Raw genomic sequence first — 13,953 nt, 5'->3', positions numbered from 1 at the left:
CGTGAGCCAGGGCTCACGAAAGCGGCACCACACGTGTGAGGGAACTGGGGGCTAGAGGCCGGGGGCGCCCCAGAGGGCGAACCAGCGGGACAGCTCCGGTTCCACCCGCAGGTCGCTCCCGAGGGTGTCGCGCACCTGCAGCTCGTACACGTTGTCGCGGTTCTGCGACCCGTCGGCGGCAGGCGCGAACGGGTAGAAGGTGCCCTGCTTGTACAGGTACACCAGCGCGACCGGGCGGTCGGAGGGACCACGGAACGACACCAGGGAGCACAGCAGCAGCGGACCGAACCCGTGCTCCTGCAGGGTGATGTTCACCGCGTGCAGGTCGGTGACCACCTTCGGCAGGTCCGCCGGTTCGGTCCGCACGACCAGCCAGGTGAAGCCGAACTCGTCGCCGGCGACCTCGACCGGCGGCCCTCCCCCGGCCTCCAGCAGGCCGCGGACCTCCGCCTCCACGTCGGCGAACGCGCGGCCCTCGGCCACCCGGAAGGCCACCGCGCCGCGCCCGGTCGGGACCAGGTCCAGCGCCGCCTGCAGGGTCAGCGCCGCCGCGGGCAGCGCGAACAGCGAGTCCAGGTCCGGTGCCACCGCCTTGCGGCGGCCGAGGATGCCGTCGAGGAAGCCCACCGCCGGCTACCGCTGCCCGAGCTGGGCGGAGATCTGGGCCAGCTGCTCGAGCCGGCGCTCCAGCGGAGGGTGGGACGAGAACAGGTGGGCCAGGTCCACCCCGCGGCCGGCACCCAGGGCGGGCGCGAAGGCGAAGGCGCTCACCGGCTCCATCGCGCGCAGGTCCTTCGTCGGGATCCGGGCGACCTCGCCGGTGACCTTCTGCAGCGCCGAGGCGAGGGCGGTCGGCCGGCCCGTGAGCAGCGCGGCGCCCCGGTCCGCACCCAGCTCCCGGTAGCGCGACAGCGCCCGGGTCAGCAGGAAGGACAGGACGTAGACGACCGCGGTCACCGCGAGCACGACCAGGAACACCAGCGCGGTGTTCTGGTCGCGCCGGTCGCGGAACAGCCCGCCCCACATCAGGGTCCGGGCCAGCACGCCGGCCACGATCGCGGCGAACGAGGCGATGGTCATCACGGTCACGTCGCGGTGCGCCACGTGGGACAGCTCGTGCGCGAGGACGCCCTCGAGCTCGTCGCGGTCCAGCCGCTTCAGCAGCCCGGTGGTGACCACGACCACGGCGCGCTTGTGGCTGCGCCCGGTCGCGAACGCGTTGGGGACGTCGGTGTCGGCGATCGCCACCCGCGGCTTCTCCATGTCCGCCAGCGCGACCAGGCGGTCGACCAGCCCGTGCAGCTGCGGTGCCTGCTCCGGGGTGACGACCACCGCCCTCATCGACCGCATCGCCAGCGAGTCGGAGAACCACCACTGGAAGAACAGCATGCCCGCGGAGATCACGAGCACGAAGACCGCGGACACGCCCAGCGCCAGCAGCACCGCCGCGAAGATGACGTACAGCACACCGAGACCGAACATCGTCCCGACCATGCGCACCGTCAGCCCGCGGTCGGGCGCGTACCTCGTCCTGGCCATGCCTCATTCTCACCCGGGCGGGACCCGGGCGCCTCCGCGGACCGGCCGGTCCGCGCGACCGGCCGGTCGACCCGGTCAGCCGGGGAGCAGGCCCTCCTCGGTCAGCATCGACCGCACCTCCTCCTCGGTGGCGTCGGCCGCCGGGAGGATGACGTCGCTCTCCACGATCTCCTCGGGGTCCAGGGCCACGCCGACCACGCGGACCCGGTCGAGCAGGGCGTCGAGCGCCGCGGCGAACACGGCCTCGTCGGTCTGTTCCAGCGCCGCCTCCAGCGCCGCGTCCAGCACGTTGATCTCGTCGAGGGTCTCGTCGGGCAGCCGGAACTGCCCCTCGCCCTGGATGCGCACGATCATGACGACCCCTCAGGCGTTCGGCTGCTGCTCGGTGGTGGTGGCGGACTCGGCCGGCGCGGCCGGCGCGGGAGTGGACTCGATCGCGGGCGCCGCGGGGGCCCCGGTGACCTCGGCCTTGAGTGCCGCCAGCTGGGAGTCGACGTCGGTGGAGCTGGCCATCCGCTCCAGCTCCAGCGTCAGGTTGTCCTTGGTGAGCCCGCTCTGGTCGTCCAGCGCGCCGGATGCGAGAAGCTCGTCGATGGCGCCGGCGCGTGCCTGCATCTGCGCGGTCTTGTCCTCGGCCCGCTGGATCGCCAGCCCGACGTCGCCCATCTCCTCGGAGATCCCCGAGAAGGCCTCGTTGATCTTGGTCTGCGCCTCGGCCGCGGAGTAGGTGGCCTTGATGGTCTCCTTCTTCGTCCGGAACGCCTCGACCTTGGCCTGCAGCCGCTGGGAGGCCTGGGTGAGCTTCTCCTCCTGGTCCTGCAGCTGGGCGAACTGCACCTGCAGGTCGCCGATCTGCTGCTGCAGGCCGCTGCGGCGGGTCAGGGCCTCGCGGGCCAGGTCCTCGCGGCCGCCGGCCAGCGCGGCGCGCGCCTGCCCCTCGAGCTTGTCGGACTGCTGCTGCAGGCCCTGCATCTGCAGCTCCAGCCGCTTGCGGCTGGTGGCCACGTCGGCCACACCGCGCCGGACCTTCTGCAGCAGCTCCAGCTGCTTCTCGTACGAGTAGTCCAGCGTCTCGCGCGGGTCCTCCGCCTTGTCGAGGGCCTTGTTGGCCTTCGCCTTGAAGATCATGGTGAAGCGCTGCCAGAGACCCATCCGTTCGCTCCTTCTCGGGGACCCGGTTCCTGGGGACGAGCCTAGGGTGCCCGTGCCGCCGGGGGCGACCCTTCCCCCGGGTTAGGCTTCCGCCCACCATGGTGTTCCGACGTTCCTCCTCCGATGACGCTGCCGCGAAGGCCGGCGCCGCCGCCACGCCCGGCGCCGACGAGGCCCCCGACCCGAAGGCGACCAAGGGGCGGCCGACGCCGTCCCGGCGCGACGCCGAGGCCGCCCGCAAGCAGTCGCTGAAGATCCCGTCCGACCCCAAGGCCGCCCGCAAGGCGGCCCGGGAGCGGGACCGCCAGGCGCGCGCCGAGCAGCGCGCGGGGCTGCTGGCCGGCGACGAGCGCTCGCTGCCCCCGCGGGACCAGGGCCCGGTCCGGGCCTTCGTCCGCGACTTCATCGACAGCAGGCGCACGCTGGCCGAGTACTTCGTCTTCATCGCCCTCGGCGTGCTCCTGCTCGGGTTCGTGCAGAACCCGCAGCTGCAGGTGGCCGTGTCGCTGACCTGGTTCGCGATGACCGCGCTGATCATCCTCGACACCGTCTACCTGATGTGGCGGCTGCAGCGGGCCCTCAAGCAGCAGTGGCCGGACAAGGCCGACCGCAAGGGCACCACGTTCTACGCGGTGCTGCGCTGCCTGCAGATCCGCCGCCTGCGGCTCCCCCCGCCGAAGGTCAAGGCCGGCGGCAAGCCGGTCGCCCCCAAGAAGCCGCGGCGCTGACCCGGGCGGCGCATCCACCCGTGCGGCCGTAGGGTCGTCGGCATGGAGCACCGCGCCCTCGGCCGCAGCGGCCTGAAGATCAGCGAGATCGCGTACGGCAACTGGATCACGCACGCCAGCCAGGTGGCGGAGGACGCCGCCCGGGCGTGCGTCCATGCCGCGCTCGACGGCGGCATCACCACCTTCGACACCGCGGACGTGTACGCCGGCACGCAGGCCGAGGAAGTGCTCGGCCGGGCGCTGCGCGGGCAGCGGCGCGAGGGCCTGGAGATCTTCACGAAGGTGTACTGGCCGGTCGGCCCGGGCCGCAACGACCGGGGCCTGTCCCGCAAGCACATCATCGAGGGCTGCCACGGCTCGCTGCGCCGGCTGGGCGTCGACTACGTCGACCTGTACCAGGCGCACCGGTTCGACTACGAGACGCCGCTCGAAGAGACGATGCGGGCCTTCGACGACCTGGTCCGGCAGGGCAAGGTGCTCTACGTCGGCGTCTCCGAGTGGACCGCCGAGCAGATCCGGGCCGCGGTCGACATCGCCGACTCGATGGGGTTCGACCGGCTGGTGTCCAACCAGCCGCAGTACTCGATGCTGTGGCGGGTGATCGAGGCCGAGGTGGTCCCCACCAGCGAGGAGCTCGGCGTCGGCCAGATCGTGTGGTCCCCGATCGCCCAGGGGGTGCTCACCGGCAAGTACCGGCCCGGGCAGCCGCACCCGGAGGGCTCGCGCGCCTCGGGCGGTGAGGGCGCCAACTTCATCCAGGGCTGGCTGCGCGACGAGGTGCTGGAGCGCGTGGAACTGCTGCGGCCGATCGCGGCGGACCTGGACCTGACCATGTCCCAGCTGGCGGTGGCCTGGGTGCTGCAGAACCCCAACGTCTCCGCGGCGATCATCGGGGCGTCCCGGCCGGAGCAGGTCACCGAGAACGTCCGGGCCGCCGGGGTCAGCCTGCCGCCGGAGGCGCTGGCGGCGATCGATGAGGCGCTGGACCCGGTGGTGGAGCGCGACCCGGCGAAGACCGTCTCGCCCCCACAGCGGCCGTAGGCCGCCCAAGGGGCACAGCGGCCGTAGGCCGCCCAAGGGGCACAGCGGCCGTAGGCCGACGCCCCGGTCAGGCCTGCGGCGGGTGCAGGCTCATCGGGCCGTAGACGACCCGGTCGCCCTCCAGCAGGGTGACGGCGTCGACGCCGCCGTCGAGCAGGTCCCGCCAGGTCTCGCCGACCCAGGACTCGGCCTCGCTCTGGTTGGGGAAGCCCTCCGTCACCGCGGCCTCGGGCAGGTCGGTCACGACCGTGCCGTCCGCGCGCTCGTACCGCCAGGTCCAGTCCACCGCGACCTCCCGTTCCGGATGCCCCCGCGCGGGCGATAGCCTGCCAGGCGCACAACTGAATCGACGCGCCCGAGTCCAGGGGAAGCCGGTCGAATCCCGGCGCTGACCCGCAACCGTAGGCCGCGCGGACCGATGGTCCGTCCCGCGGCGAGCCGGAGCACCTGGCGGACGCGAGCGGCTCCATCCGTCGAGGTCTGCGGGACGGGGCGCGGGTACCCACCCACGGCTCCCTCTGTAGGACCGCTCACCACCTGGGGTACCCATGATCACCTCGAGGACCACCTCGAGCCGGAGCGCGGGGCGTCGTCGCGCGCTCACCGCCCTCGCCGCCGCGGTCACCGCGGCCACCACCCTCGCCGCCGGGCTCCCGGCCGCCTCCGCCACGCCCGCCTCCCCCACCACCGTGCCCGCCATGGCCCCGACGGTCCGGCCGGCCGCCACCGCCAGCTCAGGCCTGTACGGGGTCCAGGACCCCACCTACGACGGGGTCTACCGGCAGGCGACCGCGATCCTCGGCCTGCGGGCCGTCGGCAGCCGGGTCCCGGCGTCGGCGGTCTCCTGGCTGCTGGGCCAGCAGTGCCCGGACGGCGGGTTCCAGGCGTACCGCGCAGGTGGCGGGGCGTTCTGCTCCCCCACGGACGTCAGCGCGTTCACCGGCGAGGACACGAACTCGACCGCGACCGCGGCGATGGCACTGCACCGGGTCGGCCGGCGGGCGGAGGCCGCGCGGGCGATCGGCTGGCTGCGTCGCGCCCAGAACACCGACGGCGGTTGGGGCTACGTCACCGGCGCACCCTCCGACGCGAACTCCACGGGCCTGGTGATGGCCGCGCTGCGCACGGTCGGCATCAACCCGCGGACCGTGCGCAGCGCGCAGCGGCGCACGGGCGTCACCCTGGTGTCGTCGCTGCAGCTGCGCTGCCCCGCGAAGACCGCGGACCGCGGGGCGCTGTCGTACCAGAAGCCGTTGCAGGCCAACGGGTTTGCCACCACGCAGGGCCTGCTGGGCTCGGTGACGGGGCTCCCGGTGGCCCGCCGCACCCCGTCGGCGACCAGCCCGACGATGCGCTGCTCGAACGGGCGGCAGACGCGTCCCCTGACGATGACGGCCGCGGCGTCCGGCTTCCTGGCCCGCGCCCTGGGTCGGGACGGGCGGCTGCCGAACGCGTTCGGGCCCGGCGACGACTGGAACGCCACCGCCACCGCGGTGCTGGCCCTGGTGGGCGCCGGGTGGGGCCGCTCGGCGGTGCGGACCGCGACGACGGCCCTGCAGCGCAACGTGAACGCGTACGTCGTGGACGACTCCGGGCGGGACCGGCCGGCGGCGCTCGGCACCCTGCTGCTGGTGGCCCGGGCCACGGGGGTGAACCCGCGGCGCTTCGGCGGCACCGACCTGGTCGCGCGGCTGCGCGCCACCGAGCGGCCCTAGCCGGCCACGCCCACGGACCCGACCGGACCGATCCGATGACCATCCCGCGTGCCGCGCTCCCCGCGCTGGCGGGACTGGTCTGCGCCGTGCTGGTCGGCGCGGTCATGGCCGCGCCGGCCGCCGAGGCGGCCGCGTACCGCTACTGGACCTACTGGACGGTGGCGGACGGGGAGTGGGTGTTCGCGTCCAGCGGTCCGGCGTTCCGCACCCCGCCGGACGGGTCGGTGGAGGGCTGGCGCTTCGCGGTCACCACCGAGGCCGGTTCGGTGACCGACGCCCCGCGGCAGGACCCGGCCGACGCGTTCGAGGCGGCCTGCGCGGGATCGCCGGCGGAGGCGGGCCGCAAGCGCGTCGCCATGGTGCTGGACCCCGGCGTCCCGGAGGCCGCACCGCCGGGCCAGGCGCCCGGACCAGCGCGGACGGTCTGCGTCGTCGCCGAGCCGGACGCCGACGGCGGGGAGTTGCTGCGCGCCGTCGCCGACGTACGGATCGAGAACGGCCTGGTGTGCGGCATCGACGGTTACCCGGCCGGCGAGTGCGCGGTCCTGGTCGAGGACGCGCCCGCCGCAGCGGGTACGACCGGTGCGGCCGCACCGGCGTCGTCCAGCACGGCGGACGCGGCGGCGCCGACGAGCGCGGGCGACTCGGGCTCACCGCTGCCGCTCGTCCTCGGCGTCGCCGCCGTCGCCGCGCTGGCGGCGGTCGCGGTGGGCCTGACCCGGGCCCGGCGGTCGACGTGACCGCGCGACCCGCGGCTCTCCCCCGCACCGGGACCGCGCACCGCCTCCCCCGCTGGCTGCACGCCGGCGCCTGGTGGCTGTGGGCGCTGGGGCTGGCCACCGCCGCCAGCCGCACCACCAACCCGCTGCTGCTCGCGCTGATCGTCGCGGTCGCGGGAGTCGTCGTGGCCGCGCGTCGGCCGGATGCCCCGTGGTCGCGCTCGTTCGCGCTGTTCCTGCGCCTGGGCCTGGTGGTCATTGCGATCCGGGTGCTGTTCCAGGTCCTGCTGGGAGCCCCGAGCGGCGACACCGTGCTGCTCAGCCTGCCGTCGGTGTCGCTGCCCGACTGGGCCGCGGGGGTGCGGCTCGGCGGGGACGTGACGCTGGAGTCGCTGCTGTTCGCGCTGTACGACGGCATGCGGCTGGCCACCCTGCTGGCCTGCGTCGGCGCGGCGAACTCGCTGGCCTCGCCGAGCCGGCTGCTCAAGTCCCTGCCCGCCGCGCTGTACGAGGTCGGCGTGGCGGTCGTGGTGGCGATGACGTTCGCCCCGCAGCTGGTCGCCGACGTCGGACGGGTGCGCACCGCGCGGCGGCTGCGCGGGAGGCCCACCTCCGGCGTGCGCGGCATCGCCGGCGCCGCGGTCCCGGTGTTCGAGGGGGCGCTGGAGCGGTCGGTGACCTTGGCCGCGGCGATGGACTCCCGCGGCTACGGCCGGACGGCCGCGGTGCCGCGGCGCACCCGCCGGGTGACGCAGGCCCTGGTGCTCGGCGGCCTGCTCGGGGTGTGCCTGGGGGTCTACGGGCTGCTCGACGCCGGGTCGCCCGGCGTGCTCGGACTGCCGGCGCTGCTGGTCGGGCTGACCGCCGCGGTCGTCGGGGTCGGGCTGTCCGGCCGGCGATCGGTCCGCACCCGCTACCGCCCCGACCCGTGGCGGCTGCCGGAGTGGCTGGTGTCCGCGTCCGGTGTCGTGCCGGCCGCGGTGCTGGTCGCGGCCGCGGTGGCCGCCGTCCCCGGGCTGGTCGGCCCGGTCGACCCCCCGGCGTGGCCGACGCTGCCGGCCGTCCCCACACTGGCCGTGCTCGTGGCCCTGCTACCCGCCCTGGTCGCTCCCCCGGTCCCCCGCCCGCTGGCACGTGCCGGTGCTGCGCGGCCGGACCGGTCCACCCCGCTCGAGGAGGTCGCCGCGTGATCACCTTCGACCGCGTGTCGATCACGTACCCGGACGCGTCCGCGCCGGTCCTGCGCGACGTCGACCTGCACGTGCCCGAGGGCGAGCTGGTGCTGGTCGTGGGCCGCACGGGCAGCGGCAAGTCCACCCTCCTCGGCGCCGTGAACGGCCTGGTCCCCCACTTCACCGGCGGCACGCTGACCGGCCGGGTCACGGTCGGCGGTCGGGACACCGCCACCCACCCGCCCCGCGAGCTGGCCGACCTCGTGGGCGTCGTGCCCCAGGACCCGATGAGCGCGTTCGTCACCGACGTCGTGGAGGACGAGCTCGCGTACGGCATGGAGAGCCTCGGCGTCGCGCCCGCGGTCATGCGCCGCCGGGTGGAGGAGACGCTGGACCTGCTCGGCCTGGCCGACCTGCGCGACCGCCCGCTGCTGTCGCTGTCCGGCGGCCAGCGGCAGCGGGTCGCGATCGGTGCGGTGCTCACCAGCCACCCGCGGGTGCTCGTCCTGGACGAGCCGACCAGCGCGCTGGACCCCGGTGCGGCCGAGGAGGTGCTGGCAGCGCTGCAGCGGCTGGTGCACGACCTCGGGATGACGGTCCTGCTGGCCGAGCACCGGCTCGAGCGAGTGGTGCAGTACGCCGACCGCGTCGTCGTCGTGCCGGGCGGGGGCGCGCCGCTGGTCGTCGGCGACCCCGAGGCGGTCATGCGGGATGCGCCGGTGGCGCCGCCGGTCGTGCAGCTCGGCCGGCTGCTCGGCTGGACGCCGCTGCCGCTGTCGGTACGCGACGCCCGCCGGGCCGCGGGCGACCTGCGAGCCGCGCTGGCCGACGCGGTCGCCCCGGCGGCGGCCGACCCCGATCCGGGCAGCGTCCCCGGCGAGGCGCCCGCAGCCGGACCGGTCGCGGCCACCGACCGGCTCGTGGTCCGGTACGGCGACCTGGTGGCCCTGCGGGAGGCGTCGCTGGACGTGCGCGCCGGGGAGGTCGTGGCGGTCATGGGCCGCAACGGCGCGGGCAAGTCGACCCTGCTCTCGGCCCTCGTGGGGCTGCGCCGGCCCTCCTCCGGGCGGGTGAGCGTCGGCGGCCGCGAGCCGGCCTCGCTGTCCGGTCCGGAGCTGGTGCGCAGCGTCGGCCTGGTCCCGCAGGACCCGACGGACCTGCTCTACGCGGACCGCGTCGCCGAGGAGTGCCGCGCCGCCGACCGGGACGCGGGCGTGCCGACCGGCACCACCCGGGCGCTGCTGGCCCTGCTGGCGCCGGAGGTCGACGACGACCAGCACCCGCGGGACCTGTCCGAGGGCCAGCGGCTCGCGCTCGCGCTGTCCGTGGTGCTCGCCGGCGAGCCGCCCCTGCTGCTGCTCGACGAGCCCACCCGGGGCCTGGACTACAGCGCCAAGTCCCGGCTGGTGGACGCGCTGCGGGCCCTCGCGACCCGCGGGCACGCGGTCGTGCTCGCGACCCACGACGTGGAGCTCGTGGCCGAGGTCGCGACGCGGGTGGTCGTGCTCGCGGAGGGCGAGGTGGTCGCCGACGGCGCCACCGCCGAGGTCGTGGTGTCCTCGCCCATGTTCGCCCCCCAGGTGGCCAAGGTGCTGGCGCCCGAGCCCTGGCTGACGGTCTCCGCCGTCGCCGACGCGCTGGCGGGCACCCGGTGACGGCCCCGGCGACGGTCCCCGTCGCACGCCGACCCCGCAGGGTCCGGGCGGTGCGGCTGGGGCCGCGCACCCTGGTCGCCGTCGCGCTGGCGTCGACGGTGGGCCTGGCGGCCTTCTTCTGGCCGTTCGTGGCCGACCCGGGTTCGGCCGCGGTGTCGCACGCCACCGACGCACCCTGGCTGTTCGCGGCGCTGCTCCCGCTGGTCCTTGGGGTCGTCCTCGCGTCGCTGTCCGACGGGGGCATGGACGCCAAGGCGGTCGCACTGCTGGGGGTGCTGTCGGCGGTCATCACCGCGCTGCGGCCGCTGGGAGCCGGGGTCGCCGGGCTGGAGCCGATGTGGGCCGTGCTGGTGCTGGCCGGCCGAGCGGTCGGGCCCGGGTTCGGGTTCGCGCTCGGCTCGGTGTCGATGTTCGCCTCCGCACTCCTCACCGGCGGAGTCGGACCGTGGCTGCCGTTCCAGATGCTCGGCGCCGCCTGGGTCGGGCTCGGCGCCGGGCTGCTGCCGCGCGCCACCGGCCGGCGCGAGCTGTGGCTGTGCGCGGGCTACGGGGGCGCCGCCGCGCTGGCGTACGGCCTGCTGCTCAACCTGTGGTTCTGGCCGTTCACCGCTGGACTGGCCAGCCAGGTCGCCTTCGTCCCCGGCGCGGCGGTCACCGAGAACCTGGGCCACTGGCTGCTGTTCTCCCTGACGACCTCGCTGGGCTACGACCTCCCCCGCGCGCTGCTCACGGCGGTGCTCGTCCTGGTCGCCGGCCGGCCGGTGCTCGCCGCGCTGCGGCGCGCGGTCCGGCGGGCAGCGTTCGACGCCGCGGTCCGGTTCGACCCGGCGGGACGGGCCTGATGGAGGTCCTGCTGCTCGGCACGGGGTCCGCCGACGGATGGCCGAACCCGTTCTGCGACTGCAAGTCCTGCGCAGCGATGCGGTCGCAGGGACAGACCCGGGGCCAGACCGCGGCCCTGGTCGACGACGTGCTGCTGCTGGACTGCGGGCCGGAGGCCCCCCGGTCGGCAGCCCGGGCCGGCCGCCGCCTCGGGGGCGTCCGGCACCTCCTGCTCACCCACGACCACCCCGACCACCTCGGCCCGATCGCGCTGCTGTGGCGGTCCTGGGCGGGCGCGCGCGCGCCGCTCACGGTCTGGGGCCCGGCGTCCGCGGTCGAGGCCTGCGCCGCGTGGATCGGGCCCGACGACCCGGTGACGCTTCGTCCGCTGGCCCCCGGCGACGAGGTGGGGCTGGTCACCGACCGCGGTCACTACCGGGTGCTCGCCCTGGCCGCCACGCACCCGCGGGACGCGCTGCTGTACCGGGTGACCGGGCCGCTCGGCGAGGCGCTGCTGCTGGCCACCGACACCGGACCACTTCCGCAGCCGACGGTCGACGCGCTGCGCGGCACCCCGCTCGGCCTGCTGCTGGTGGAGGAGACCTTCGGCGACGCCGACGGCGGCCCCAGCGACCACCTGGACCTCGCCTCCCTCCCGCGGGAGCTGGACCGCCTGCGGGCGGTGGGGGCCATCGACGAGCGGATCGACGTGGTCGCCGTCCACCTCGGCCACCACAACCCAGCGCCGCCCGACCTCGACCGCCGGCTGGCGCGGGTCGGCGCACGCGCGGTCCCCGACCTGACCGTGCTCACGGTGAGCGGTGGCGCGGCCGACGGCGCCCCCGCGCGGGCCGCGCGGCGCACCCTGCTGGTCGGCGGGGCACGGTCCGGGAAGTCCACGGAGGCGGAGCGCCGCTGCGCCGGCGACCCCGACGTCGTGTACGTCGCGACCGCGCCCGCGCGGCCCGACGACGCGGAGTGGGTCGGGCGGCTGGAGGCCCACCGCGCCCGGCGCCCGGCCGGCTGGGCGACGGTCGAGACGGCCGGCGACCCGACCGCGCTCGCTCGCCTCGTGGCCGAGGCACGCCCGGGTCGCACCCTGCTGGTCGACTGCCTGTCGCTGTGGCTCGCCGACGCCCTGGACATCGCCGGCGCCTGGCCGGCCGGCGACGCGCAGGCCGGCGACGATGTCGCGGACGTGGACCCGGCCGCGGTCGCCCTCGTGGAGAAGCTCGCCGAGGACCTCACCGCCGCACTGCGCGCCACTCGCGCCCGGGTGGTGCTGGTGACCAACGAGGTCGGCTCCGGCGTCGTGCCCGCGACGACGTCCGGCCGCGTCTACCGCGACCTGCTCGGCCGGCTCAACACCGCCGTCGCGGCGGCCTGCGACGAGGTGGTGCTCGTCGTGGCCGGCCGCCTGCTGCCGCTGACGGACCCGACCGGCGCGGCCCCCGACGTCGCCCGGAGGGCACCGTGACCGACCTGTCCGAGGTCTCCGACCTGTCCGAGCTCGCCGACCGTGTCGTGGTCCCGGACGAGGCGGCGGAGGCCGCCGCGGCGGCGCGGCAGCTCACGCTCACCAAGCCCACCGGCGCCCTCGGCCGGCTGGAGGACCTGGCCGGCTGGCTGTGCTCGGTGCAGGGCGCCTGCCCGCCGCGTCCCCTCGAACGTCCCCGCGTGGTGATCTTCGCCGGCGACCACGGCGTCGCCCGCACCGCGCGCACGTCCGCCTACCCGCCCGAGGTCACCGCGCAGATGGTCCTCAACTTCGTCCGCGGCGGCGCGGCAGTCAACGTGCTCGCGCGGGAGGTCGGCGCGGGCGTGCGCGTCCTCGACCTCGGCGTGGACGCCGATGACTCGTACGTCGCCGAGGTGGCGCCGGAGGTGCTGCGGCACAAGGTGAGGCGCGGCACCGGCTCGATCGACCGCGAGGACGCCATGACCTTGGAGGAGTCCGAGCGCGCGTTCTGGGCGGGGGTGGCCGTCGCCGACGAGGAGGTCGACGCCGGTGCCGACCTGCTGATCCCCGGGGACATGGGGATCGGCAACACGACCCCCGCGTCCGCGCTGGTCGGCCTGCTCACCGGGAAGGACGCCTCGCTCGTCGTGGGCCGGGGCACCGGGATCGACGACGCCGGCTGGATGCGCAAGGCCGGCGCGGTGCGGGACGCGATGCGCCGCGGGCGCACCGTGCGCTCGGAGCCACTGGTCCTCCTCGCCCGAATCGGCGGTCCGGACCTGGCGGCGATGACCGGGTTCGTCCTCGGTGCCGCCGCCCGGCGGACGCCGGTGCTGCTGGACGGGACGGTGACGGCGGCAGCAGCCCTGGTGGCCGACCGGATCGCCTTCCGGGCGCGCGGCTGGTGGCGGGCCGGGCACCGGTCCACCGAGCCCGCCCACGCCCTCGCGCTGGAGCGGCTGTGGCTGGACCCCGTCGTCGACTACGGGATGCGCCTGGGCGAGGGCACGGGCGCGCTGGTCGCGCTGCCGGTGCTCCGGGCCGCGGGCGCGACCCTGCGGGAGATGGCCACCTTCGGCGAGGCCGGGGTCAGCGACCGGGACGAGGCCTAGTGCCCGACTGGCTTCGGCTGTCGGTGGGCACCCTCACCGCGCTGCCGGTCCCCGCCCCGCGCGCGGTCACGCGCCGAACCGCCGGCGCGGCGATGCTGTCGGCTCCCCTGGTCGGCGTGGCCCTCGGCGTGGTGGCCGCGGTGGTGCTGTGGTCGGTACGGACCCTGGCCGGCCCCGCGGCGGAGGTCGTGGGCACCCCCGGCGCCGCCCCCGCGGTCGCCCTCACCGACCTGCTCGCCGCGGCGCTCGCGCTGGGTGCCGTGGCCTGGGCCACCCGGGGCCTGCACCTCGACGGGCTCGCGGACACCGCGGACGGGCTGGCCAGCGGCCGGCGCGGGGAGCAGGCGCTCGCCGTGATGCGCCGGTCGGACATCGGGCCGGCCGGGGTGGCGACGCTGGTCCTGGTGCTGCTCGCCCAGGTGGCGGCGCTGGCGGTGGCCGCCGCCGACCACCACGGGACCACGGCCGCCGTGGTCGCCGTCGCCGCCGGCCGACTGGGCCTGGCGTGGGCCTGCCGTCGGGGCGTGCCCGCGGCCCGCCCCGACGGGCTCGGCGCCGGCGTCGCCGGAACGGTGCCCGTCGCCGCCGCCGCCGCGGCCACGGCGCTCCTCGCCGCAGTGGCGTTCGCCGTCGCGTCCCTCGACGACGACGCCAGCACCCGGCTGCTCGTCCTCGCCCCGCTCGCAGTCCTGGCCGGCAGTGTCGCCGCGGTGCTGCTGGTGCGCCGGACGCGTCGTCGGCTCGGAGGCATCAGCGGCGACGTCCTCGGGGCGGTGGTGGAGACGGCGACGCTGGCGGCCCTGCTCGTCCTGGCCTGCGCCTGAGCCGGAGCCCTCCGG

Annotated in this window: 15 protein-coding genes and 1 riboswitch; of the genes, 10 read left to right on the top strand and 5 right to left on the bottom strand. The window is 76.1% G+C overall.

Annotated features, from left to right (window positions below; translation table 11 throughout):
• Positions 1 to 51: 51 nt before the first annotated feature.
• The 4 genes from R2737_04385 to R2737_04370 form a co-directional block, all read right to left on the bottom strand.
• On the bottom strand, positions 52 to 627 hold the full coding sequence (locus R2737_04385; GenBank protein ID MEZ5115487.1) for a hypothetical protein: 576 nt from the start codon (positions 625 to 627) through the stop codon (positions 52 to 54).
• 6 nt (positions 628 to 633) lie between these two features.
• Positions 634 to 1,539, bottom strand: a complete 906-nt coding sequence (htpX, locus tag R2737_04380; GenBank protein ID MEZ5115486.1) for a zinc metalloprotease HtpX — start codon at positions 1,537 to 1,539, stop codon at positions 634 to 636.
• A 75-nt stretch (positions 1,540 to 1,614) separates the two neighbouring features.
• Positions 1,615 to 1,893 (bottom strand): hypothetical protein, encoded by a 279-nt coding sequence (locus tag R2737_04375; GenBank protein ID MEZ5115485.1) that lies wholly within the window; start codon positions 1,891 to 1,893, stop codon positions 1,615 to 1,617.
• Positions 1,894 to 1,902: 9 nt separating this feature from the next.
• On the bottom strand, positions 1,903 to 2,691 hold the full coding sequence (locus R2737_04370; protein ID MEZ5115484.1) for a PspA/IM30 family protein: 789 nt from the start codon (positions 2,689 to 2,691) through the stop codon (positions 1,903 to 1,905).
• A 98-nt stretch (positions 2,692 to 2,789) separates the two neighbouring features.
• On the opposite strand from R2737_04370, the gene R2737_04365 reads away from it, so the two are divergent.
• On the top strand, positions 2,790 to 3,419 hold the full coding sequence (locus R2737_04365; GenBank protein ID MEZ5115483.1) for a DUF3043 domain-containing protein: 630 nt from the start codon (positions 2,790 to 2,792) through the stop codon (positions 3,417 to 3,419).
• Between the two features lie 42 nt (positions 3,420 to 3,461).
• Positions 3,462 to 4,460: an aldo/keto reductase family protein gene (locus R2737_04360; protein ID MEZ5115482.1), complete on the top strand. Its 999-nt coding sequence runs from the start codon at positions 3,462 to 3,464 to the stop codon at positions 4,458 to 4,460.
• A 67-nt stretch (positions 4,461 to 4,527) separates the two neighbouring features.
• Here the strand turns inward: R2737_04360 and R2737_04355 are convergent, their stop codons facing one another.
• Positions 4,528 to 4,746 (bottom strand): hypothetical protein, encoded by a 219-nt coding sequence (locus R2737_04355; protein ID MEZ5115481.1) that lies wholly within the window; start codon positions 4,744 to 4,746, stop codon positions 4,528 to 4,530.
• Positions 4,747 to 4,823: 77 nt separating this feature from the next.
• Positions 4,824 to 4,909: riboswitch (cobalamin riboswitch) on the top strand.
• A gap of 99 nt (positions 4,910 to 5,008) precedes the next feature.
• Here R2737_04355 and R2737_04350 point away from each other — a divergent pair.
• Genes R2737_04350 through R2737_04315 form a run of 8 tightly spaced genes read left to right on the top strand, consistent with a single transcriptional unit; the run spans position 5,009 to position 13,938 of the window.
• Entirely contained in the window at positions 5,009 to 6,175 is a 1,167-nt protein-coding gene (locus R2737_04350) for a prenyltransferase/squalene oxidase repeat-containing protein (GenBank protein ID MEZ5115480.1), read from the top strand.
• 35 nt (positions 6,176 to 6,210) lie between these two features.
• Positions 6,211 to 6,915 carry an SCO2322 family protein gene (locus R2737_04345; protein ID MEZ5115479.1) on the top strand — a complete coding sequence of 235 codons (705 nt, stop codon included), beginning with the start codon at positions 6,211 to 6,213 and terminating at the stop codon, positions 6,913 to 6,915.
• Positions 6,912 to 8,084: an energy-coupling factor transporter transmembrane component T gene (locus R2737_04340; GenBank protein MEZ5115478.1), complete on the top strand. Its 1,173-nt coding sequence runs from the start codon at positions 6,912 to 6,914 to the stop codon at positions 8,082 to 8,084. Before R2737_04345 ends, R2737_04340 begins: the two co-directional genes overlap by 4 nt.
• Positions 8,081 to 9,721, top strand: a complete 1,641-nt coding sequence (locus R2737_04335) for an ATP-binding cassette domain-containing protein (protein MEZ5115477.1) — start codon at positions 8,081 to 8,083, stop codon at positions 9,719 to 9,721. The genes R2737_04340 and R2737_04335 overlap by 4 nt, the downstream gene beginning before the upstream one ends.
• A 50-nt stretch (positions 9,722 to 9,771) precedes the next feature.
• Positions 9,772 to 10,563 (top strand): ECF transporter S component, encoded by a 792-nt coding sequence (locus R2737_04330; protein ID MEZ5115476.1) that lies wholly within the window; start codon positions 9,772 to 9,774, stop codon positions 10,561 to 10,563.
• Positions 10,563 to 12,020: a bifunctional adenosylcobinamide kinase/adenosylcobinamide-phosphate guanylyltransferase gene (locus R2737_04325; GenBank protein ID MEZ5115475.1), complete on the top strand. Its 1,458-nt coding sequence runs from the start codon at positions 10,563 to 10,565 to the stop codon at positions 12,018 to 12,020. The genes R2737_04330 and R2737_04325 overlap by 1 nt, the downstream gene beginning before the upstream one ends.
• Complete coding sequence (gene cobT / locus R2737_04320; protein MEZ5115474.1) at positions 12,017 to 13,114, top strand: nicotinate-nucleotide--dimethylbenzimidazole phosphoribosyltransferase; 1,098 nt, start codon at positions 12,017 to 12,019, stop codon at positions 13,112 to 13,114. The genes R2737_04325 and cobT overlap by 4 nt, the downstream gene beginning before the upstream one ends.
• Positions 13,114 to 13,938 carry an adenosylcobinamide-GDP ribazoletransferase gene (locus tag R2737_04315; protein MEZ5115473.1) on the top strand — a complete coding sequence of 275 codons (825 nt, stop codon included), beginning with the start codon at positions 13,114 to 13,116 and terminating at the stop codon, positions 13,936 to 13,938. Before cobT ends, R2737_04315 begins: the two co-directional genes overlap by 1 nt.
• Positions 13,939 to 13,953 lie beyond the last annotated feature (15 nt).

The organism is Candidatus Nanopelagicales bacterium (assembly GCA_041393815.1).
Taxonomy (GTDB): Bacteria; Actinomycetota; Actinomycetes; order S36-B12; family JAWKJK01; genus JAWKJK01.
This window is presented reverse-complemented; position numbering and strand designations above follow the sequence as displayed.